Genomic DNA, 22,407 nt, shown 5'->3' with positions numbered 1-22,407 from the left:
TCGGCTATCTCAGTCCCGTACAGTTCGAGAAAGCTCAAGAAGCTTAGGTCGGTGTCAACGGAACCGGCAGCAGCCCAAATCCACTTGCACGTTGGCCGATCCTTGCTGAATCGACTGGGCCAGCGACAACGGGCTGATCGTCTCAGCGTCCTCAATGAACGCAAGCCGCTTTTCGCCCACGCCGTCCAGCTTGCACCCTAGCAGGAACGTCATCAACGGCGTACGGTCAGCCTCCGGCACGATTTCCACTTTGAGCTTGCCTTCAAGCCGCCTGTTCAGCTTCTTCGCGGCCTTCTGCAACGTTTGTATGCGCTGCCCACGTAAATCGGACAGCTCGGCCAACAAGTTGCGCCGCTCCTGACGCAGGGTGTCGCGCTGGGACTCATGGGTAGTTGCCCGCGACTTCATGGGCTTGATGCGCTCGATTTCGCCCATCAATTTCTGATAGGCAACACCGACCTCCTGCCCACTCTTTCCAGCAGTGGCGGGCCACGTCCGCAGCGCCTTCTCCAACTCGATATCGTGCGCCTGAATCGCCTGCTGCCATGCGTCATGATGGGTGGTGAACTGTCCTGCCTTGTCATCAAGCAAGGCCTGCATCGCGCTCAGATGGCCGGTGAACCCCAGCTTGAGCCCATCCAGCGTCGTGCGCATAGCGAGCAACTGGGCCGCGTCAGGCAAGCCCTCAAGCGCCTCATCGTTGATGAAATCAAGGTCAGGCAAGCAGTCACGTAGGTCTGAAAGTGCGTCGCGAAAGCTCTGCACGCCATCAGTAGCGGTCTTGGCAATCGCTCGCTCGCGTGCGAGCAATGATGTCTTGGCCAGCTTCTCCTTGATCCCCAGCTCATCAAAACCGCGAAGCTGCTCTTCCAGCTTGGGCAAGCGCTCCACCTGCGCATTCAGATCGTCAAGATCGGTCAGGGACTTCGTGAGCTTCTGCTGGTTGTCCTTTAAGCGCCTATGCGCATCGGCGCTCTTCGCCTCGTACTCCCCGTCTTGAGGAAGAAAGCGATCCAGCAACTGCACTCGGCTGGTTTCATCTTGGGCCAGCTCGTAGATCTCGTTCTGCCCATAGATGTCTAGGCCCGGCAGCAAGTCTCGCGGAAGCAGGGTGGAGACATTGCCATCCATGTCGCGCACCATCGGCGGCTCGCCATGACGGCGCGAGATGGTGTACTGCTTGCCGTTCTGGGCAGAGGACACCACTGTCAGCTCAACCCGTCCGGCCGAGCGACCAAGGTTCTCCTTGATGATCTCTTGGTGGAGCTTCTGGGCCTGCTTGCCTTTGGGTGGCAAATCCAAGGCGAAGCGCAGGCATTCGAGCAAGGTTGACTTACCCGTTCCACGGCCGCCAATAACCGTGTTGAGGTGGTCGGAAAAGTCCACCCTGACGCCATCAAGGTAGCCACCCGCCACGGTCATGCGTACAACCTTGCCAATCGGGCTTTGGGCCTGCTGCGAGTTGAGCCGGACACGCGATCCCGGATCGAGGAAGGCCACCTTGAATGCAGCGAAAGTGGGCCGTGTCATCTTGATGAAGCACGTTGCGCTCGGCTGATCCAAGTCATCAGGCTTGGCAACATCCTTGGCATTGATCGCTGCCACAGGGCGCTCACGCTTGTAGCCGTCGTACCTATTCAAGAACACCTTGCGATAGAAGTCCCCCTCGATGCTCGTGAGGTCGCCAATCGAACCAGGAATCTGCGCCGCGCGCAGCTTGGGATGCTTCCAGACGTGGTTCAGGCGGTTTTTCAGCAGCCCGCTGTCCTGCGTGCAATGTGCAGCGTAGATGAACCCGCCTAGTAGATCGACCTCTTCAATCAGCTGTTCCGAACTCAGGCGAGAAGGCCGGATGCCATCTGCTGGATCGTGCAGCTTGAGGTTTCCAAGGTAGCGATCAAGCTGCTGCACGGTCGTGCCCTCGGGGAAGAGGCAGACGTAGTGCGTCTTGTCGTTCGAGGCGATCTCGAAGCCGGGAAACACCACGATCCCGTGCGGCTCCAGCACCTGGCGCAATGAATCGACGCTTGCCACGCTGCCATGGTCGGCAAGGCCCACAACCTTGATGTCCAACTCAAGGCACTTCTGAAGCAGAGCTTGGTTGTAGCCGCCTTCGTCCAGCCCGTGGTCAGCGCCCCTGTAAGTGCCGTTGTAGCCGACAGGATTGGCCTGTAGTGCGCAGCGCCAGAATCGCGCGAATGTGTATTCATTGCCCATATCTCCTCCCTGATTCATTCGGCACAGCGAGGTCGCCGGATGCCTAGGCCGATTCACCCGTCGGCGTTCCTCAGTGGACAGTCTGGCAGATTCAGCGCTCGGAGGACCTCTACTGGCTAAGACCGGCCGTACAAGCCAAGGCTGGCGACTGGCTGCAAGCAGCCTAAAGCAGCCCCCCCCCCAACTCCCCACAGCTTTTGCCAGCCAGCGCTTCAACTGAGGCGCCTGAAAACATGCACATCGGTGCGTGGCTGTTTAGGGCTCACCCAAAGGTGCAGACAAAAACTTGCACCGACACTGACACTGACACTCATCCGTCTGCGGCAACCCTATGACCGCAACCAACCGGGAGCTGCCGTGGAAGCAATTCGGTCCCGATCGATCGCAAAAAAATAGTGTGTACCCACTTTCATTCTTAGTTACTGCTCTAAGCATTCCAAAGAACAACGGCCAGACGGCATGCGGGCAACTCCACACTATCGAGTCGCCAAAATCTAAAGTTGAATGGCGGAAAAACGAAAGTACAGTGGCGTTCCGCAGGAGAGAAGAAGCCTTCTTCCCCATGTTCTGGGGGGTGTCTTGAAATGGCCACAAATGCCCGTATCATTAGCACTCACCGCAGACGAGTGCTAACACCGCGCTCCCTGCTGGCAGTTTGGTGGCCCCGGATGGCCGGGGCTGATTGAATCCATCAGCTTTTTTTACTGAAAACAGGAGCAATGCAATGAACCTTCGCCCTCTGCACGATCGCGTGATCGTCAAGCGTATTGAAAGCGAAACCACGACGGCCTCCGGCATCGTGATCCCTGACAACGCCGCCGAAAAGCCCGATCAAGGTGAAGTGTTGGCCGTGGGCCCTGGCAAGAAGAACGACAAGGGTGAAGTGATCGCCCTGAACGTGAAGGTCGGCGACCGCGTTCTGTTCGGCAAGTACTCGGGCCAGACCGTCAAGGTCAACGGCGACGAGCTGCTGGTCATGAAGGAAGACGATCTGTTTGCCGTGGTCGAGAAGTAATTTCTCACCCCTGCGTTACTCATCTTTTCATAGCTGCTTGCGCTGATTAATCATGCGCTAGCAGCCAATTTGAACCCAATTTTCAGGAGCTCCAAAATGGCAGCAAAAGACGTAGTTTTCGGCGGCGAAGCCCGCGCACGCATGGTTGAAGGCGTGAACATCCTGGCCAACGCGGTCAAGGTCACGCTGGGCCCCAAGGGCCGTAACGTGGTGCTGGAGCGCTCGTTCGGCGCCCCTACCGTGACCAAGGACGGTGTGTCCGTGGCCAAGGAAATCGAACTGAAGGACAAGCTGCAGAACATGGGCGCCCAGCTCGTGAAGGAAGTGGCTTCCAAGACCAGCGACAACGCTGGTGACGGCACCACCACCGCTACCGTGCTGGCCCAAGCCATCGTGCGCGAAGGCTCCAAGTACGTGGCCGCTGGCCTGAACCCCATGGACCTGAAGCGCGGTATCGACAAGGCCGTGCTGGCCCTGACCGAAGAGCTGAAGAAGGCTTCCAAGCCCACCACCACCTCCAAGGAAATCGCCCAAGTGGGCTCGATCTCGGCCAACTCCGACGAGTCCATCGGCAAGATCATTGCTGACGCCATGGACAAGGTCGGCAAGGAAGGCGTGATCACCGTGGAAGACGGCAAGTCGCTGCAAAACGAGCTGGATGTCGTGGAAGGCATGCAGTTTGACCGCGGCTACCTGTCGCCCTACTTCATCAACAACCCAGAAAAGCAAGCCGCTCTGCTGGACAACCCCTTCGTGCTGCTGTTCGACAAGAAGATCAGCAACATCCGCGACCTGCTGCCCACGCTGGAGCAAGTTGCCAAGGCTGGCCGTCCCCTGCTGATCATTGCTGAAGAAGTCGAAGGCGAAGCCCTGGCTACGCTGGTGGTCAACACCATCCGCGGCATCCTGAAGGTGGTGGCTGTGAAGGCTCCTGGCTTCGGCGACCGTCGCAAGGCCATGCTGGAAGACATCGCCATTCTGACGGGCGGCAAGGTCATCGCTGAAGAAGTGGGCCTGAGCCTGGAGAAGGTGACCCTGGCCGACCTGGGCCAAGCCAAGCGCATCGAAGTGGGCAAGGAAAACACCATCATCATCGACGGTGCTGGTGCCGCTGCCGATATCGAAGCCCGCGTGAAGCAAATCCGCATCCAGATCGAAGAAGCGACCAGCGACTACGACCGTGAAAAACTGCAAGAGCGCGTGGCCAAGCTGGCCGGCGGTGTGGCAGTGATCAAGGTCGGCGCTGCGACCGAAGTCGAAATGAAGGAAAAGAAGGCCCGCGTGGAAGACGCCCTGCACGCCACCCGCGCTGCTGTGGAAGAAGGCATCGTGGCCGGTGGTGGCGTGGCCCTGCTGCGCGCACGCCAAGCGGCTGGCGAGATCAAGGGTGACAACGCTGACCAGGACGCCGGCGTGAAGCTGATCCTGAAGGCCATCGAAGCCCCTCTACGCGAGATCGTTTACAACGCTGGTGGCGAGCCATCGGTGGTGGTGAACGCTGTGCTGAACGGCAAGGGCAACTACGGCTTCAACGCTGCCAACGACACCTACGGCGACATGATCGAAATGGGTATCCTGGACCCCACGAAGGTGACCCGTACCGCTCTGCAGAACGCCGCTTCCGTGGCATCGCTGCTGCTGACGACCGAAGCCATGGTGGCTGAGGCTCCGAAGGACGACGCACCTGCTGCTGGCATGCCCGACATGGGCGGCATGGGCGGCATGGGCGGCATGGGCATGTAATTGCCCGGCCCCTGCGCAGCAGCCCGGTGCTCGCTGCGCAGTCCGCAATATAAAAGCCCGCAGGCCTTACGGTCTGCGGGCTTTTTTCATGGGCGCCAACGCGGGGCGTCAGCTTGCGGCGGCTTTACTCCCCGCTGGGCTGCACCCACCAGTAAATCAGCACCAGGGTACCAATACCGGTGAGCGACAGCAGCTGCCACCAGCCGGAGCGCCCAATGTCATGCAAGCGGCGTGCGCCCACCGCCAGCGCGGGCAGCAGCAGGGCCAAGGCAGCGATGCCGTAGAGCACCTGGCTGATCAGGGTGGCAATCACCAGCACGCCGAGCTGGAACAGCGCGAACCACCAGAACTCGGAGCGTGGCGCACGGCCCGAAAACCCGGCGTACTGCGCGAAGCAGCTTTTGACAGCCGAAACAAAATCCATAGCGAACTCCCTCTCTTGAACAATCGTTGCTCGGTCACGGGGTATTCCCGCGTGGCCATGATAGAGGGGCGTTGCGACAAGTCCAGCCGGCTCGACACACACAGCGGCCACGCTGTGCCGCCCGCGCCACGGATTTTTAAAGTTAGACGCTATTATTTTTATAGCTATCAGCGCTTATTGCACTAGCGCATAAGCCGCTTTAGGCCACAAACCCAGCGCCAGCGATCCCTCAGGCCGCCTTGCGCAGCGCCTGGGTGTCGCGCGCCAGTTGCGTGATGCGCGCCCAGTCGCCCGCACGCACCGCGTCGGTGGGCGTGAGCCACGAGCCCCCCACGCAGCGCACATTGGGCAGCGCCAGGTAGTTGGAAGCGGTGGCGTTGGTGATGCCGCCGGTAGGGCAAAAGCTCACCTGGCCAAACGGGCTGGCCCAGGACTTGAGCAGCGGGATGCCACCCACGGCCTCGGCCGGGAACAGTTTGAGGAACGAGAACCCATCGGCCAGCGCCGCCATGATCTCGCTCGACGTGGCCACGCCGGGCAGCAGCGGCAGGTTCAGGCCCTTGCAGGCGCTGCCCACGGCCGAGGTGTAGCCGGGGCTCACGGCAAAACGCGCACCGGCTTCGCTCGCACGACGGGCGTCATCGGCGTTGAGCACCGTGCCCACACCCACCACGGCCTCGGGCAGATGGCAGGCGATGGCTTCGATGGCAGGCAGACCCGCAGCGGTGCGCAACGTCACCTCCAGCACCTTCACGCCACCGGCCAGCAATGCCTCGGCCAGGGGCAGAGCGTCTTCCACGCGATCGATCACGATGACGGGGATGACCGGACCATGGCTGGCGATGTCGAGGGGATTCATGGGGGTGGAAGCAGGGGTTACAGCCATGTGCAGGCTCCTTGTTCGGCACCGCCTGCGTGGCGGCGAAAGTTGGTGAAGAGTTCACGGCCAAAGCCGATGGGTGATGAGGCGTTGAAGGGTGCCGGGGCGCGCGCGGCCCACTCGGCATCGTCCACCAACACATCGAGCGTGCCAGCGACTGCATCCACCCGCACGATGTCGCCATCGCGCACCTTGGCCAGCGGACCACCGGCCAGTGCCTCGGGCGTGACGTGGATGGCAGCAGGCACACGGCCCGATGCGCCGCTCATGCGACCGTCAGTCACCAGCGCCACCTGGAAGCCTTGGTTCTGCAGCACCGCCAGCGGGGGCGTGAGCTTGTGCAGCTCGGGCATGCCATTGGCCTGCGGCCCCTGAAAACGCACCACGGCCACCATGTCCTGGTTGACCTCGCCCGCGCTGAAGGCGGCGAGCAGGGCTTCTTGCGAATCGAAAACACGCGCCGGGGCCTGGACAACGTGGCGGTCTTCGGGCACAGCCGAGACCTTGATCACCGCACGGCCCAGGCGGCCTTGCAGAAGGCGCAGGCCGCCCGTGGGCGAGAAGGGTTCGCTCACAGGCCGCAGCACCGAGGTGTCGCCCGATACGGCGGGTGCGCTCTTGCCGCCATCGGCAATGCCGCCCGCGTTCACGCTCAATACATCGGGGTGCATGAAGCCGCCCGCCAGCAGCTCGCGCAGGATCCACGGCGGGCCGCCTGCGGCCTGGAACTGGTTCACATCGGCATCGCCGTTCGGATACACGCGGGCCAGCAGGGGCACCACGGACGAGAGCTCGTCAAAGTCCGTCCAGTCGATCAGGATGCCCGCGCTGCGTGCAATGGCTACCCAATGGATCAGGTGGTTGGTGGAGCCTCCCGTGGCCAGCAAGGCCACCATGGCGTTGACGATGCAGCGCTCGTCCACCAGCTTGCCGATGGGGGTGAAACGCGATCCGCGCTTGCCGATGTCGAGCAAGGTGCGCAGCGCCTGGCGGGTGAAGGCCTCGCGCGCCTCGGTGCCGGGGGACTCGAACGCCGCGCCGGGCACATGCAGGCCCATGGCTTCGAGCAGCATCTGGTTGCTGTTGGCCGTGCCGTAGAAGGTGCAGGTGCCGGGGCTGTGGTACGCGGCGGACTCGGCCTTGAGCAGTTCGTCACGCCCCACCAGACCTTGTGCGTACTGCTCGCGCACCTTGGATTTGTCCTTGTTCGACAGGCCCGTGCCCATGGGGCCTGCGGGCACAAACACGCAGGGCAAGTGGCCGTAATGCAGCGCACCGATCAGCAGGCCCGGCACGATCTTGTCGCACACGCCCAGCAGCAGCGCGCCATCAAACACATCATGGGACAGCGCTACCGCAGTGGCCATGGCAATGGCATCGCGGGAGAACAGCGACAGCTCCATGCCGGGCGTACCCTGCGTCACGCCGTCGCACATCGCGGGCACACCGCCTGCCACCTGCACGGTGGCCCCCAGCCTGGCGGCTTCGTCACGCAGGATGGCAGGGTAGCCCTGGTACGGCTGGTGGGCCGAGAGCATGTCGTTGTAGGCCGTGACGATGCCGATGTTGGGCACCTTCTCGACCGTGACCTTGAACTTGTCAGAACCCGGCAGCGCCGCATAGGCATGGGCCAGGTTGGCGCAGCCCATGCGGTCCTGGGCGGGCTTGCGGGCGATCATGGCGTCAACGCCGGCAAGGTAAGCGCCGCGGGTGTCTGCGCTGCGCTGGACAATGCGCTCGGTCACGCGCGCTACAACTGGGTGCATGGAAGTCTCCATCGGTGGGTGGCAAGGCCCCATGCATGGTGCCGGGGCTCAGTATCTGAGGCCCTAGAATGTAACTCGATAACCACCCCGCTTCAACCCATGTCCCTGCAAACCTTGCCCTTGCCGCCGTCCGAACTGGGCGAATCGCCCTTCTGGCACCCCACGGAAAAATCCCTTTACTGGTGTGACATTCAGGGACAAGCGGTGCATGCATGGCACCCCGAAAGCGGCCGCCACCGGCAATGGCGCATGCCCAGCGAGCCCGGCTGCTGCGCGCCAGCGGCGGATGGACGATTGGTAATCGGGTTACGAAACGGTTTCTATCTTCTGGACACGGCCAAGGACGGCGATGATCCCACCGCCCTCACCTGTCTGGCCCTGCTGCCGCCGGAGCAGCACGACACCGCGGTCCTGCGCTTGAACGACGGCCGATGCGATACCGCAGGCCGCTTCTGGGCAGGCTCGGTCATCACGCCCCGCACAGCGCCGAATGCCGCGCTGTGGCGCCTGCAGGCCGATGCCAGCAGCGCCACCAGCTACCGCGTGCGCTACATGGCAGGCGACAACTTCACCGCTAACGGCCTGGCCTTCAGCCCCGACAACTGCACGATGTATTGGGCCAACACGCCGGAGCACCGCATCGATCAGTTCGACTTTGATGTGACCACGGGTGAGATCACGAATCGCCGCCCCTGGGTGCAGTTTGACCGCAAGGTAGAAGGCCAACCCTATGGCGGCAGGCCCGATGGCGCAGCAGTGGATGTGGAGGGGAACTACTGGGTGGCGATGTACGAAGGGGCTTGCGTGTTGCAGCTTTCGCCAGCCGGTGAGGTGCTGCAGCGCATTGCGGTGCCGGTGCAGTGCCCGACCATGGTGTGTTTTGGGGGAGAGGATTTGCGGACGTTGTTCATTACGTCGGCGCGGGCGGGGAGGCCTGTAGAAGAGCAGCAGGCGGCGATCCCGGCGGGGTCGCTGTTCAGCGTGCGGGTAGAGGTGGCAGGACTGCCAGTCAACGCATTCCAATGTGCATAAGAAGGAGTGATCCAGCGTGCCCAGCGGTAATGCTTGCAGGCCCGTTATCCCGGCTTACTGATTGGCCGTGTATCGCAGCCAGCCAGCAATCGTTCCGCTGCGTCCACCAGCATCCTTGGGATGCATCCGCCCTTCGCTGACGGGCACCTCTTCGAAGTCGAAAGGGCTCATTCCTTCAATACAGGCGACATTGATCCCGTATTGATGAGGAGAGGACCGGCGTTGATGAAACGTATAGATGCCGCAGCGGGAACAAAAGTAGTGTTTGGCCTCACGCGTGTTGAACTGGTACAGGGTCAGTACATCCGCGCCTTGCAATACCTTCATATCGCTCAAGTTGGCAGAAACAGCCACCGCGCCACGCATGCGGCAGTAGGAGCAGTTGCATCTACGGGCACTGCGCAAGCCGTCTGCGAGCTGTACCTCAAACCGAACTGCACCGCAATGACAGGCCGCTTGGTACATGGGTCGACTCTCTGTGGCGATTTCGCTCATACACAAACCTCGTCCTTGGAAATGGCAGTAGTCGCCATTCTCCGCGCTCAAGTCCCCGCTGCCACCACTCCCAGCACGTCGTAACACGCCCCCATATTGTGATAGTCCACCTTCCCCGCATTACTCTTTTCGCGGGTGGTGTTGCGGTTGTCGCGGTGCAGGATGCGAAACCACGCGCCGTGTTCATGGTCCACAAAATGCGCCCAGCAGTAGGCCCAGATGCGGTCGTACCACTGCCAGTAGCGCTCGTCGCCCGTACGAACAGCCAGCACCGCAGCAGCGGCCAAGCTCTCAGCTTGCACCCAGTGGTATTTGCCGTCGTCGCAGATGCTGCCATCGGGCGCCATGCCGTAGTACAGGCCACCGTATTCGGCATCCCAGCCGCGTTCAACGGCGGCACCGAACAAGCGCTGTGCGCAGGGCAGGTGCCAGTCGGCAGGCTGCAACGCATCCAGTTGCAGCAGCAGCTTGGCCCATTCGGTTTGGTGGCCGATCTGGTAGCCCCAGGGGCGGAAGATGTTGCTGCGGTCGTGGCGGTTGTAGTCCCAGTCCACGGACCAGTCGGCGTGGAAGTGTTCCCACACCCACCGTTCAGCGGCGGGAGCGAGGGCGGCGGTGGACAGCGCGGCCTGCCGCTGGCAGATGCCTTGTGCGAGTTGCTCCGCACGCTCGATGTAGCGATGCTCGCCCGTGGCACGGAAGGCCGAAATCATGGCCTCGCAGGCGTGCATGTTGGCGTTCTGGCCCCGGTAACTGGTGAGTTGCCAGTCAGGGCTGGCCTCGTCGGCATACAGGCCTGCGGCGGGTTGCCAGAAATGCTTCTCAGTCGTTTGAAAAGCCTCAGCCAGCCAATTCCGGGCCTCGGGCACTCCGGCCTCGTAAGCGCGCGCATAGGACAGCATCACAAAGGCCATGCCGTAGCAGTGGCGTGTGGCGTCTTGTATGGTGGGGCAGCCATCTTGCCAGTCGATCAGCCATGCATAGCCGCCCGTAGCAGGATCGAGGAACGCTGTGCGTAGGAACGTGAGCGCGTGCCGCATGCCCACCTGGTAGCGCTCATCGCCCGTGGTGCGATAGAGCATGGCATGCGTGATTACAAAACGCGTGGCGCTGACGAGGTGGCGGGTGCGCGGGTTGTAGACCGTGCCATCGTCCAGAAAGAAGTGGAACTGCCCGCCGCTCGGGTCGGTGGCCACGGGGTCGTAGAACGCCATGGTTTTACGCAGATGCTGGCGCAAAAAGGCAGCGGAGCGGAAGTTTGGCAGTGGCGGAATCGCCATGGCATGTGTCTCCTGATCTGTGGGCTGTGGGCAAGAAACCGCGCTGGTTTCTGCCGGTGGGGCGCCTGGTCTCGCGCCAGCGCTACCCCGAGGACGGTGCAGTTCCGTGAGGGTCAGGCCGCGTTGCGCAGCAGGCCCAGCAAGCCCGCCGTGGAGCCATCGAGCCCGGCCACGTCACCGCTTTCCAGGCGCGCCTCGATGTCTTTGGCCAGCACCTTTCCCAACTCCACGCCCCATTGGTCAAAGCTGTTGATGCCCCACAAGCTGCCGCTCACAAACACGCGATGCTCCTGCAGCGCAATCAACGCGCCCAACGAGGTGGGGGTGAGGGATTCGAGCAGCATCAGCGTGCTGGGGCGGTTGCCGGGAAAGTGCCGGTGCCCGTCGTCGCTGGCCTTGCCCACCATCAGCGCCTGCGTCTGCGCCAGGGCGTTGGCCAGCAGCTTTTGCTGGTGGCCCGGCAGCGGGTGCGAGGCCTTGCGCACGGCCACGATCTCCAGCGGCAGCACATCGGCGCCCTGGTGCAGCATCTGGAAGAACGCATGCTGGCCGTTGGTGCCGGGCTCGCCCCACAGCACGGGCGATGTGACGCAAGCCAGCGTGCTGCCGTCTTGCGCCACGCGCTTGCCGTTGCTTTCCATCTCCAGCTGCTGCAGGTAGGCCGAATAGCGCCCCAGCGCGGCGTGATACGGCGCGATGCAGCGGCTGGTGAAGCCGTGGAAATTGCGGTACCAGACATCGAGCAGACCCAGGCGCACCGGCAGGTTCTGCGCCAGCGGTGCGGTGCGGAAATGCTCGTCCATGGCATGTGCACCCGCAAGGAAATCTCGGAAGCCTTGGGCACCGATCGCGATGGCAATCGGCAGGCCAATGGCCGACCACAGCGAGTAGCGGCCGCCCACCCAGTCCCAGAAGCCGAAGGTGGTGGTGATGCCGAGGGCCGCTGCGGCCTCGATGTTGGTGGTAAGCGCCGCAAAGTGGCGGGCCACATCGCGCCCGCCCTGGGCACCAAACCACGCCAGGGCCGAGCGCGCGTTGGTCATGGTCTCGGCCGTGGTGAAGGTCTTGGACGCGACCAGGAACAGCGTGCTCTCGGGCCGCAGGCCCTTGAGCACGTGGTGCAGCTCGTGCCCGTCCACGTTCGACACAAAGTGAAAGCGCTTGCTGTGGATGCGGAACTCTTCGAGCGCGCGCACGGCCATGTGCGGGCCCAGGTCCGACCCGCCGATGCCAATGTTCACCACGTCGGTGATGGCAACATCGCTGCGCACCTGCTCGGCGTACTGCAGCATCGCATCAAGCGTGTGGTGCACGTCGGCCAGGCGCTGTGCGGTCTCGGGCACATCACCGGGCAGGGCCAAGCCTGCAGGGCGGCGCAGCAGCGTGTGCAGCACGGCGCGGTTTTCAGTGGTGTTGATGGCCTCGCCTGCAAACATCGCATCGCGGTGTTGCACCAGGCCGCAGTCGCGGGCCAGATCCAGCAGCAGGGCTTCGGTATCGCGGTCCCACAGGTTCTTGGACAGGTCAGCAAACACATGCGGAGCCGACTGGCTGAAGGCTGCAAACCGCTGGGCATCCTGCGCAAACGCCTGGCGCATGTCCAGGTGCTGGCCATGGGAGGCGTAGTGGGCGGCCAACTGGGGCCACAGCGCAGACTGGTCGCAACGGAGGGGCATGGTCATCAAACAGGTAGGGTGAAAAGCGCCGAGATAGTAACTTGATTACACAATCAAATGGCTTATTGGCAGGTTCTTTTGAGTTACACGCAGTAGTAACAAGGCAGCATTCTTTGGAAAATCATGTAACGTGATTACAATCTCACGCAACAAAACGAACCACCCCATCACGGAGACACCATGAGTTTTGACCTCGTCCTGTTCGGCGGCACCGGCGACCTTGCCTGGCGCAAGCTCATGCCCGCATTGTTTCAGGCATTCCGACATGGCACGCTGCCTGAGGGGGGGCGCATCATCGCGGTCGCACGCGACGACCTGAGCGACGAACAATACCGCAGCCTGATCCAGTCGCGGTTCGACAGCGTGGAACTGGCCAAGCGCCCCAGCCCGGACGAGTTTGCACGCTTCGCGGCACTGCTGCATTACCTGCGCATGGACCTGTCCAAAACCCAGGACTACGAGCGCCTGGCCGAGACACTGAAAGCGCGCGGCGCCGACTCGGTGGTGATGTACGTGGCGACCGCGCCCAGCCTGTTCACCAACGTGTGCGAGCAGATCGCCGCCGTGGGCCTGAACGGCCCCACCACCCGCGTGGTGCTGGAAAAGCCCCTGGGCCACGACCTGCAGTCCAACCAGGCCATCAACGACACGCTGCGTCGCGTGCTCAAGGAAGAACAGGTCTTCCGCATCGACCACTACCTGGGCAAGCCCTCGGTGCAGAACCTGTTTGCGCTGCGCTTTGGCAACGCGCTGTTCGAACCCCTGTGGCGCCGCGAGACGATTGCCAACATCCAGATCACGATTGCCGAAGAGCTGGGCGTGGAGTCGCGCGGCGCGTTCTATGACCAAACCGGCGCGCTGCGCGACATGGTGCAAAACCATGCGCTGCAGCTGCTGTGCGCCATCGGCATGGAGCCGCCCATCAACTCCAGCGCCAACGCCATCCGCGACGAAAAGCTCAAGGTGCTGCAGTCGCTCAAGCCCTGGACGCTGGAGACCATCGGTCAGCATGTGATCCGTGGGCAGTACGCGGCCGGCAACCACCAGGGCCAGCCCGTGCCCGGCTACGCGCAAGAAAAGGGCGTGGCCGCCAGCAGCACCACCGAGACCTTTGTGGCGCTGCGCACCGAGATCAGCAACTGGCGCTGGGCGGGCGTGCCGTTCTACATCCGCACTGGCAAGCGGCTGGCGGGGCGCGACGCGCACATCGTCATCAACTTCCGGCCCGTTCCCCACCCCATCTTCAAGACGCCTGCAGGCGCCGCCAACCGGCTGGTGATCAACCTGCAACCCAAGGACGGGCTGGAGCTGCACCTGATGGCGCAGGGCGCCGCCCAGCACCAGACCGAACCCACGCTGTCGCAGGTGCACTTGAACCTGGACTTTGACCAGCGCTTTGGCACCGAGCGCGTGGGCGCCTACGAACGCTTGCTGCTCGACGTGATTGCGGGCCGCCTGAACCTGTTTGTGCGCAGCGACGAGCAGGAAGAAGCCTGGCGCTGGGTAGAGCCCATCCTGCAGTACTGGAAGAACGACCCGGCAGGCCCGCGCCCCTACCCCGCCGGTAGCTGGGGCCCACGCGCAGCGAGCGCGATGATTGCGCGCGATGGGTATTGCTGGAGCGAGGAGATGTGAGAGCCTCGCCACCGGTGGCTGCAGACATTCGCAGCCCCGGTCGCTGGGCCCTGTTTTCGTCAGGTCTGCGCAGCCTCGCTGTGCAGCCACGACAGGAAGGCCTCCACCGCCGGGCGCTTGGCGTGCCGCTCGGGGTACACCGCAAAATGCGCCTTCACCCGCACGGCCTGGTCCATGCCGAACGGGGCCTTCAGTCGGCCATCAGCCAAGTGCCCGCCGGCATTGACGGCGCTCTCCAATGCCACGCCCAATCCCTGTGTGGCGGCATCCAGCGACATCTGGGCGCGGTCAAACCGCAGGGAGAAACGGTCGGGCGCCCGCAATTTGGTGAACCGGCCAAACCAGTCCGACCACTGCACGATGCTCACATTGCTCTGGATCAGCGGCAGGTCCAGCAACTGCTCCGCGCGCTTGAGCTTGTGCGCCTTGATAAAGGCCGGGCTGGCCAGCGGCACGATCGCTTCCTCGAACAGCGGCTCCACCACCAGATCGCCCCACTGCGGAATGCCATAGCGGATGTCGATGTCGGCCTGGCCGAGCGCGAAATCGCTGGGCGTGTGGGCGGCTGAGAGGTTGAGTGATATCTCTGGGTAGGCCTGTGCAAAGCGGTGCAAGCGCGGCATGAGCCACAGGCTGGCGATGCTGGGAGCCGTGTGCACATACAGGCTGTTGCGGATGCCATGCCGCAAATCGTCGGTGGCCGTGGCAATGGCGTTGAGCGCAGCCCCCACATGCATCAGGTAATGCTCGCCCGCAGGGCTCAGGCGCACCCCGTGGGCGCTACGTTCAAACAGGCGAATGTCCAGTTGCGCCTCCAGCCGCGAAACCTGGTGGCTGATGGCCGAGGCCGTGAGGTTCAGCTCCGCCGCTGCCAGCGCAAAGCTGCGGCGACGTGCCACGGCCTCGAAGGCCTGCAGATTGGCAATGGGCGGCAAGGTGGGCATGGGGTGAACCCTGACGTTAGATGACGAAATGTCATCTTACGCTGATGATTCATCGCTTGTCATCATCTTGAGCGGCTTTGAGAATCGGCTCCCAGAACAGGAGACACCGCTTTGACAGCCGCCCCCACGGGCAGCGTGCAAGTCTCCTGCACCTTCACACCACAGGAGACAAAACACATGCTGCTCAAGGACCAGGTTGCCATCATTACCGGAGGAGCGGGACTCAACGGCCTCGGGTTTGCCACCGCCCGCCTGATGGCCGAGCAAGGCGCCAAAGTCGCCATCCTCGACCTCGAAGCCGCCGACCCCGCAGGCGCCGCCGCGCGGCTGGGCGAGGGCCACCTGGGCCTGGTGGCCGATGTGACCGACAAGGCATCGTGCGAAGCCGCCGCCGCCCAGGTGCGTGCGCATTTCGGCCGCATCGACACGCTGGTCAACAACGCGGGCATCACCCAGCCCGTCAAGACGCTGGAGATCACCGGCGCAGACTACGACCGCATTCTCAACGTCAGCCTGCGCGGCACGCTGTACATGTCCCAGGCCGTGCTGCCCACACTGCGCGCGCAGCAAAGCGGCTCCATCATCTGCATCTCGTCGGTGTCGGCACAGCGCGGCGGCGGCATTCTGGGCGGGCCCCACTACTCGGCCGCCAAGGCGGGCGTGCTGGGCCTGGCCCGTGCCATGGCCCGCGAGTTCGGCTCCGAGAACATCCGCGTCAACTGCATCACACCCGGACTGATCGGCACGGACATCATCAAAGGCAAACTGACCGAAGAGAAGAAGGCTGAGATCGCGGAGACCATTCCGCTGGCCCGCCTGGGTCGGGCCGACGACATTGCCGGCGCCTGCGTGTTCCTGGCCAGCCCGCTATCGACCTACTGCACCGGCATCACGCTCGATGTGAACGGCGGCATGCTGATCCACTGACCGCCTGCACTACCTCTCAACAAACATAAACCAGGAGACAAACCATGCAACGCAAAACCTTCACCCGCACCTTGTTGGCAGCTGCCGCCTTGGCAGTGGCACTGCCCGGGCTCGCCCAGGCACAGACCATGAAGCTCACGCTGGGCCATGGTGCTGCCCCCGGCAATCCTCGCCATGAGGCGGCCGTCAAATTCGCCGAAACCCTCAAGGCCAAGACCGCAGGCCGCATCGAGGTGCAGGTGGCGCCCTCCGCCCAGCTGGGCGACGATGCCGCCATGGTCACGGCCGTGCGCACCGGCGCGCTGGACATGACGGCGAACTCGCAAGGCGCCGTGTCGGTGGCTGTGCCCGAGTACGCCGCCTACGGCATGCCGTTCATGTTCTCCACCCCCGCGCAGGCCTTCAAGCTGCTGGACGGCCCACTCGGCCAGGAGCTGGCACAGAAGTCGGCCGACAAGGGCATGGTGGTGCTGGGCTATTGGGACAACGGCATCCGTCACATGACCAACAGCAAACGCCCCATCACCAAGGTCGAAGACATGAAGGGCTTGAAGATGCGCACCCCGCCCGACGCAGTGCTGGTGGACATCATGCAGGCGCTGGGTGCCGAGGCACAGCAGATCAAGTTTGCCGAGCTGTACGTGGCGCTGCAGCAGGGCGTGGTCGATGGGCAGGAGAACCCGCTGGTCAACATCCACGCCAGCAAGCTGTACGAAGTGCAAAAGCACCTGGCACTGACGAGCCACATGTTCCAGATGACGCCGTTCCTGATGAGCAAGCGCACCTGGGACCGCCTGTCCGACGCGGACCGCAAGGCCGTGACCGAAGCGGCTGCCGAGGCCACGGCACTGCAGCGCAAGATGTCGCAAGAGGCCGACGACAAGCTGCTGGACGACCTCAAGGCCAAGGGCGTGCAGGTGACCACGGTGGACAAGGCCGCATTTGCCAAAGCCACGGCTGCGGTGGACGCCAAGTGGCTGACCACGCCCATCGGCCCGTACCTCAAGAAAGTCATCGCCGCCGCGCGCTGATCGTTCGGGGCGCTGCGGCGCCTGTCCTCATTTCCCCGAAGCCGCTGCACGGGCCCCGGCCCTGCAGCCCAAGGAGTCTCCCGATGAACCTCATCGAATGGGCCGTTGTCGGCGTATGCCGAGTGCTGCTGTGGATCAGCACGTCCGTCATCTTCATCATCCTGGTGGCCAACACCGTGTTGCGCTACGCCACCGGCACCAGCCTGCAGTGGGCCAATGAGGTGCCGGAGCTGCTGTTTCCGTGGCTGGTCATGTCTGGCGTAGTGCTGGCGGCAGCGCACGGTGCCCACATCACCACCAGCTTTCTGATGGACGCCGTACCGCCCGCGCTGCGCCGCTGGGCGGCCATCGGCAGCTGGCTGGTGGTGGCAGCGCTGTACGGCACGCTCGCTCGCGCCACCTTTCAGATGCTGGAGATCGTGCACGACGAGAAGTCGCCCATCCTGCAGGTGCCCGGGTCGCTCACCTATGGCTGCGTGATGGGTGGGCTGGTGATGCTGGCGCTGCTGGCGCTCAAGTCGGCCTGGAACGCCTGGGCCACGCCACCGGTGCCCAGCGCCCCCGATGCCGAGACCGCCGTGCCCGAGGCGCATTGGTAAGCCCCGCCACCCCTGCCAAGGATCTCACTATGAGCGCCCTCATTCTTTTTGTCTTTCTCGGCGCGGCCGTGCTGGCCATGCCCATTGCCCATGCGCTGCTGGTCGCGGCCATGGCGGCCGCCGCCACCTCCGACCGCGTGCCGCTCGATCTGCTGGTACAGCAGATGGTGGCGCAGGTGCAGAGTTTTCCGCTGATCGCGATCCCGTTCTTCATGCTCACCGGCTCGCTCATGATGGGCGGCCGCCTGGGGGCAGCGCTGGTGGGCGTGCTCAGCACGTTGATCGGCCGCTTTCACGGCGGACCCGCGCAGGTGGGCGTGCTGTCGTCCACGCTGTTCGGCGGCGTGTCGGGCTCGGCCGTGGCCGATGCCTCGGCCATCGGCTCACTGCTGATTCCCTGGCACAAGCGCCTGGGCTATCCACCCGCTTTTTCTGCCGCCACGCTGGCTGCAGCGGCCACCATCGACATCCTGATCCCGCCCTCGATCCCGATGATTCTGTTCGCCCTGACGGCCAATGCCTCCATTGCGGCACTGTTTGTCGCGGGCATCCTGCCCGGCATCCTGATGTGCGTGGGCTTTATGTTCATGTGCTGGTGGGTCGGCAAGCGCCGCAACTTCCCACGCGACACCACCCCCATCAACTGGAGTGAATTCCGCGTGCACCTGCTGTACTCGTCGCCCGCGCTGCTGCTGCCGGTGCTGATCGTGTTGTTCCTGCGCTTTGGCATTGCCACACCCACCGAGGTGGCCGTTTTGTCCACGTTGTACGCCGCTGCGGTGTCGGTGGTGGTGTACCGCGACCTGTCGCTCAAGCGGCTGAACGATGCCGTGGTGCATGCGGGCCTGGCGACCGGCGTGGTGCTGCTGGTGATCATGGCCTCTGCCGCCATCGGCTGGCTGCTGACCTATGACCAGATGCCCACGGGTGTGGCCCACTGGATCCAGCAGAACGTGAGCCAGGGCTGGATCGTGATTCTGATCATGAACCTGCTGATGCTGTTCATCGGCATGTTCATCGACCTGCCCGCCGCCGTGTTGCTGCTGACCCCGGTGTTCCTGCCCCTGGCCGAAAGCATTGGCATGGACCCGGTGCAGCTGGGAATCATGATGGTGGTGAACCTGGCTGTGGGCCTCTACACCCCGCCGGTGGGCACCACGCTGTTCATCACCAGCGCACTGGCCAAGGTCAAGGTGGGCCAGACGGTGCGCGAGCTGGGGCCGTTCTACTTTGTGGCCTTCCTGGTGCTGGCTCTGGTGTCTTACGTGCCGGCCTCGATCCTTCGCTGACCGCTTTTCTTCCCCGCTTTCACACAGGAGAACTCCATGACTTCCGCCGCAGACAAACTGCAGGCGCTGGCCCGGTGCGCCCATCGCATCCGCCGCTACGCCGTTCGCATGGGTGAGGTTCAGGGCCAGGGCTACATCGGCCAGGCCCTGGGCTGGGCCGACGTGCTGGCCGTGGCCTACGGCCACGCGCTGAACCTGCAACCCCAAGACCCCACCTGGGAGGGCCGCGACCGCTTTCTGCTCTCGCACGGGCACTACGCCATCGCCCACTACGCGGCGCTGATCGAAGCCGGCGTGATTCCGCAGGAGGAACTCGTAACCTACGGCAGCGACGACAGCCGCCTGCCCATGAGCGGCATGGCCACGTACACACCGGGCATGGAAATCTCAGGCGGCTCACTGGGCCAGGGCCTAGTGATCGGTGTGGGCATGGCACTGGGCCTCAAGCAGAAGAAGAACCCTGCCTTCGTCTACAACTCCATGAGCGACGGCGAGCTGGACGAAGGCTCGACCTGGGAGGCCGCGATGTCGGCCGCCCACCATCAGCTCGATAACCTGATCTGCCTGGTGGACATCAACAACCAGCAGGCCGATGGTCCCAGCAGCAAAGTGCTGGGCTTCGAGCCGCTGGCCGACAAGTGGCTGGCCTTTGGCTGGCATGTGCAGCGTGTCGATGGCAACGACCTGGCTGCCGTACTGGCGGCCTTTGACACCGCGCGAAATCTGACAGAGCCCAAGCCGCGCGTGATCCTGTTCAACACGCTCATGGGCAAGGGCGTTCCCTTCCTGGAGACGCGCGACAAAAACCATTTCATCCGCGTCGATCCGCCCGAGTGGCAGCAGGCCCTCGCCATCCTCGACCAGAACGCACCCTAAGGAGCCGCCGCATGAACACCGTCGCCGAGAAAAAACCGCGCCTGACCACCTCCGCCATGATCGCCTCCATCGCGGGCGAGGGGCAGCGCGTCAAGGCCGCACCGTTTGGCAAGGCCTTGGTCGAACTGGCCGCCACCCGCCCCGAGATCGTGGGTATGACCGCCGACCTGGCCAAGTACACCGACCTGCACCTGTTCGCACAGGCCTACCCCGAGCGCTTCTACCAGATGGGCATGGCCGAACAGCTGCTGATGGGTGCGGCAGGCGGCATGGCCAAGGAAGGGCTGATTCCCTTCGCCACCACCTACGCCGTGTTCGGCACGCGCCGCGCGTACGACTTCATCCACCAGGTGATTGCCGAAGAAAATCTGAACGTGAAGATGTGCTGCGCGCTGCCCGGCCTGACCACCGGCTATGGCCCGAGCCACCAAGCCACTGAAGACATCGCCATGATGCGTGGCATCCCGGGCCTGACCATCATCGACCCCTGCGATGCCCTCGACATCGAGCAGGCCGTGCCGCAAATGGCGGCGCACAACGGCCCCATCTACATGCGCCTGCTGCGCGGCAATGTGCCGCTGGTGCTGGACGAATACGACTACCAGTTCGAACTGCGCAAAGCAAAGCGCCTGATGGATGGCGACGAGGTGCTCATCATTTCCAGCGGCTTCCTGACCATGCGCGCGCTAGAGGTGGCCAAGGCGCTGCAGGCCGACCGCATCGGCGTGGGCGTGCTGCATTGCCCCACCATCAAGCCACTCGATGTAGCAACCATCCTGGCCGAGGTGCAGCGCAAGCCCCGCCTGGTGGTGGTGGCAGAGAACCACTCGGTGGTCGGCGGCCTGGGCGAGGCCGTGGCCAGCGCGCTGCTGCAAAACGGCGTACAGCCCGCGCGGTTCCGCCTGGCGGGGCTGCCCGATGCCTACCTGGATGCGGGGGCTTTGCCCACGCTGCACGACCGCTACGGCATCAGCACCGAGGCGTTGTCGGCGCGCGTCAAGGCGTGGTTGAAATAGGGCCGTATCCGAGGGGCAGGTCCGCGCTCTCTGCGCCAGCGCAATGGCCACTTCGTGTTGCTGTGGCGTTGCAGCGATGTGCAGGTTAACGCGCCCTGCCCTCTTCCACCAGCTCGATCGGCAACCCATCCGGGTCGGCAAAAAACGTGAACAGTGCCCCCGTGAACGGGTCCACCCGCACCGGCTCCACGGCCACGCCATGGGCGGCCAAGGCAGCTACGCTGGCCTGCATGTCGGCCACGCGCAGGGCCAGGTGGCGCAGACCGCAGGCCTCGGGGTACGAAGGGCGCGCAGGTGGGTTCGGAAACGAAAACAGCTCCACCTGTGTGCCATCGGGCAATTGCAGGTCCAGCTTGTAAGACTGCCGCTCGGCGCGGTAGTGCTCGTGCACCACCTGCAGGCCCAGCACCTCGGTGTAGAAGCGGCGGGAACAGGCGTAGTCGCTGGCAATGACGGCCACATGGTGTACGCCACTGAGCCGGAGCATGGGCGGTGGTGCGCTGTTGCTGCTCATGCACCCGAGCCCGCAATGTCCAGCGCGCGCGATGCGCCAAACAGCGCGGGCGTGGCGCTGGGGTCAATCACCCAGCAGGGAATCGTCGCCAGGTAGGACTGGAACCGCCCCTTGGATTCAAACCGCGCACGGAACGGCGACTGGTCAAACCACGTGCCCAGGCGTGGCACCATGCCGCCGCCGATGAACACGCCGCCGCGCGCCCCCAGCGTGAGCGCAAGATTGCCCGCCACGCTGCCCAAGAAGCCGCAGAACAGCTCCAGCGCCTCCAGCGCGAGCGGGTCGTTGGCTTGCAGGGCCAGCTCGGTCACCTGCGCGGCCGAGCTGACTTCCTTGCCGCCGCGCTGGGCCAGCCGGCGCAGCGCGTGGTACAGGTCCACCAGCCCGGCGCCACACACGGCGCGTTCGGCCGACACGTGGCCGTAGCGCTCTTGCAAGATGCCCAGCACATCGAATTCGCGCTGGGTCTGCGCGGCCAGCGTGACATGGCCGCCCTCGCCCGACAGCGGCACGCCCAGACTGGAGCCGGGCGGAAACACCAGGCCCGACACGCCCAGGCCCGTGCCCGGGCCCAGCAGCGCAATCGCAGCGCCCGGCACCGCCTCGCCACCGCCCACGGGGCGCAGTTGCGCGGGCGTGAGCAGGGGCAGCGCCAGTGCGAGTGCGGTGAAGTCGTTGATGACCACCAGCCGCTCAAAACCAAACACCTCGCGCACGGCGCGCTGCGAAAAGCTCCAGCTGTGGTTGGTCATGCGGATCGCGTCGCCCGTGACCGGGTTGGCGATGCCAAACGCCGCCTCGCGGGGCGTGGCGATGTTCACCTCGGCCAGGTAGGCCGACAGGGCAGCATCCACCGTGGGGAACTGAGCACAGGGCAACACACGGGTGTCGTGCAGGGGGCCATCGGGCTGGTCTTGCCAGGCCAGGCGAATGTTGGTGCCGCCGATGTCGGCCAGCAGGCGCAGGGGTGTCATGCGGTGTTTTTAAGCAAAAACAGCTGCCAGCGCTAGTAGAAAGCGCCAAGCAGCTATTGTTTCAATAGCAAACA

The 22,407-nt window shown here is 63.9% G+C and carries 20 protein-coding genes and 1 pseudogene; 11 read left to right on the top strand and 10 right to left on the bottom strand.

Features of this window, described 5'->3' with window-relative positions:
- Positions 1-72: 72 nt before the first annotated feature.
- Positions 73-2,217, bottom strand: a pseudogene (locus tag ACT531_RS21425) (AAA family ATPase); the annotation flags it as partial.
- Between the two features lie 331 nt (positions 2,218-2,548).
- On the opposite strand from ACT531_RS21425, the gene ACT531_RS21420 reads away from it, so the two are divergent.
- From ACT531_RS21420 to groL, 3 genes are all read left to right on the top strand, one after another.
- Entirely contained in the window at positions 2,549-2,800 is a 252-nt protein-coding gene (locus tag ACT531_RS21420; RefSeq protein ID WP_476018731.1) for a hypothetical protein, read from the top strand.
- 141 nt (positions 2,801-2,941) lie between these two features.
- Entirely contained in the window at positions 2,942-3,232 is a 291-nt protein-coding gene (locus ACT531_RS21415) for a co-chaperone GroES (RefSeq protein ID WP_015012625.1), read from the top strand.
- 96 nt (positions 3,233-3,328) lie between these two features.
- Positions 3,329-4,975, top strand: coding sequence for a chaperonin GroEL (groL, locus tag ACT531_RS21410; protein WP_094286405.1), 1,647 nt, complete (start codon positions 3,329-3,331; stop codon positions 4,973-4,975).
- Positions 4,976-5,099: 124 nt separating this feature from the next.
- On the opposite strand, the gene ACT531_RS21405 is transcribed toward groL, so the two are convergent.
- The 3 genes from ACT531_RS21405 to edd form a co-directional block, all read right to left on the bottom strand.
- Entirely contained in the window at positions 5,100-5,399 is a 300-nt protein-coding gene (locus tag ACT531_RS21405; protein WP_309826537.1) for a DUF805 domain-containing protein, read from the bottom strand.
- Positions 5,400-5,628: 229 nt separating this feature from the next.
- On the bottom strand, positions 5,629-6,285 hold the full coding sequence (eda, locus tag ACT531_RS21400; RefSeq protein ID WP_422848780.1) for a bifunctional 4-hydroxy-2-oxoglutarate aldolase/2-dehydro-3-deoxy-phosphogluconate aldolase: 657 nt from the start codon (positions 6,283-6,285) through the stop codon (positions 5,629-5,631).
- Positions 6,276-8,045: a phosphogluconate dehydratase gene (gene edd, locus ACT531_RS21395; protein WP_476018730.1), complete on the bottom strand. Its 1,770-nt coding sequence runs from the start codon at positions 8,043-8,045 to the stop codon at positions 6,276-6,278. Before edd ends, eda begins: the two co-directional genes overlap by 10 nt.
- Positions 8,046-8,144: 99 nt before the next feature.
- On the opposite strand from edd, the gene ACT531_RS21390 reads away from it, so the two are divergent.
- Positions 8,145-9,077, top strand: coding sequence for an SMP-30/gluconolactonase/LRE family protein (locus ACT531_RS21390; protein ID WP_476018729.1), 933 nt, complete (start codon positions 8,145-8,147; stop codon positions 9,075-9,077).
- A 54-nt stretch (positions 9,078-9,131) separates the two neighbouring features.
- On the opposite strand, the gene ACT531_RS21385 is transcribed toward ACT531_RS21390, so the two are convergent.
- The 3 genes from ACT531_RS21385 to pgi all read right to left on the bottom strand — a co-directional run bounded on the left by ACT531_RS21385 (position 9,132) and on the right by pgi (position 12,534).
- Positions 9,132-9,542, bottom strand: coding sequence for a GFA family protein (locus tag ACT531_RS21385; RefSeq protein ID WP_476018728.1), 411 nt, complete (start codon positions 9,540-9,542; stop codon positions 9,132-9,134).
- 77 nt (positions 9,543-9,619) lie between these two features.
- Positions 9,620-10,852, bottom strand: a complete 1,233-nt coding sequence (locus tag ACT531_RS21380) for an AGE family epimerase/isomerase (protein ID WP_476018727.1) — start codon at positions 10,850-10,852, stop codon at positions 9,620-9,622.
- A gap of 113 nt (positions 10,853-10,965) precedes the next feature.
- Positions 10,966-12,534: a glucose-6-phosphate isomerase gene (gene pgi / locus ACT531_RS21375; RefSeq protein WP_476018726.1), complete on the bottom strand. Its 1,569-nt coding sequence runs from the start codon at positions 12,532-12,534 to the stop codon at positions 10,966-10,968.
- Between the two features lie 174 nt (positions 12,535-12,708).
- On the opposite strand from pgi, the gene zwf reads away from it, so the two are divergent.
- Positions 12,709-14,163 (top strand): glucose-6-phosphate dehydrogenase, encoded by a 1,455-nt coding sequence (gene zwf, locus ACT531_RS21370; RefSeq protein WP_476018725.1) that lies wholly within the window; start codon positions 12,709-12,711, stop codon positions 14,161-14,163.
- A 59-nt stretch (positions 14,164-14,222) separates the two neighbouring features.
- Here the strand turns inward: zwf and ACT531_RS21365 are convergent, their stop codons facing one another.
- Positions 14,223-15,107: a LysR substrate-binding domain-containing protein gene (locus ACT531_RS21365; RefSeq protein ID WP_056058464.1), complete on the bottom strand. Its 885-nt coding sequence runs from the start codon at positions 15,105-15,107 to the stop codon at positions 14,223-14,225.
- Between the two features lie 177 nt (positions 15,108-15,284).
- On the opposite strand from ACT531_RS21365, the gene ACT531_RS21360 reads away from it, so the two are divergent.
- The 6 genes from ACT531_RS21360 to ACT531_RS21335 all read left to right on the top strand — a co-directional run bounded on the left by ACT531_RS21360 (position 15,285) and on the right by ACT531_RS21335 (position 20,845).
- Positions 15,285-16,034 carry an SDR family NAD(P)-dependent oxidoreductase gene (locus ACT531_RS21360; protein WP_476018732.1) on the top strand — a complete coding sequence of 250 codons (750 nt, stop codon included), beginning with the start codon at positions 15,285-15,287 and terminating at the stop codon, positions 16,032-16,034.
- A gap of 44 nt (positions 16,035-16,078) precedes the next feature.
- On the top strand, positions 16,079-17,065 hold the full coding sequence (locus ACT531_RS21355) for a TRAP transporter substrate-binding protein (protein WP_422848772.1): 987 nt from the start codon (positions 16,079-16,081) through the stop codon (positions 17,063-17,065).
- A gap of 83 nt (positions 17,066-17,148) precedes the next feature.
- Positions 17,149-17,664: a TRAP transporter small permease gene (locus ACT531_RS21350; protein ID WP_110959784.1), complete on the top strand. Its 516-nt coding sequence runs from the start codon at positions 17,149-17,151 to the stop codon at positions 17,662-17,664.
- A gap of 29 nt (positions 17,665-17,693) precedes the next feature.
- Complete coding sequence (locus ACT531_RS21345) at positions 17,694-18,953, top strand: TRAP transporter large permease (RefSeq protein WP_056058450.1); 1,260 nt, start codon at positions 17,694-17,696, stop codon at positions 18,951-18,953.
- Positions 18,954-18,989: 36 nt separating this feature from the next.
- Positions 18,990-19,829 carry a transketolase gene (locus ACT531_RS21340; RefSeq protein WP_476018724.1) on the top strand — a complete coding sequence of 280 codons (840 nt, stop codon included), beginning with the start codon at positions 18,990-18,992 and terminating at the stop codon, positions 19,827-19,829.
- An 11-nt stretch (positions 19,830-19,840) separates the two neighbouring features.
- Positions 19,841-20,845 carry a transketolase family protein gene (locus ACT531_RS21335; RefSeq protein ID WP_476018723.1) on the top strand — a complete coding sequence of 335 codons (1,005 nt, stop codon included), beginning with the start codon at positions 19,841-19,843 and terminating at the stop codon, positions 20,843-20,845.
- Positions 20,846-20,930: 85 nt separating this feature from the next.
- On the opposite strand, the gene gloA2 is transcribed toward ACT531_RS21335, so the two are convergent.
- Together gloA2 and glk are read right to left on the bottom strand one after the other, a co-directional pair.
- Positions 20,931-21,359: an SMU1112c/YaeR family gloxylase I-like metalloprotein gene (gene gloA2, locus ACT531_RS21330; RefSeq protein WP_476018722.1), complete on the bottom strand. Its 429-nt coding sequence runs from the start codon at positions 21,357-21,359 to the stop codon at positions 20,931-20,933.
- Positions 21,356-22,333: a glucokinase gene (glk, locus tag ACT531_RS21325; RefSeq protein WP_476018721.1), complete on the bottom strand. Its 978-nt coding sequence runs from the start codon at positions 22,331-22,333 to the stop codon at positions 21,356-21,358. The genes gloA2 and glk overlap by 4 nt, the downstream gene beginning before the upstream one ends.
- Between the last annotated feature and the right edge of the window lie 74 nt (positions 22,334-22,407).

This window comes from Acidovorax sp. DMC1 (assembly GCF_056314325.1).
Note: the sequence above shows the minus strand (reverse complement) of the source record. Positions and strands in the feature narration are given on the sequence as shown.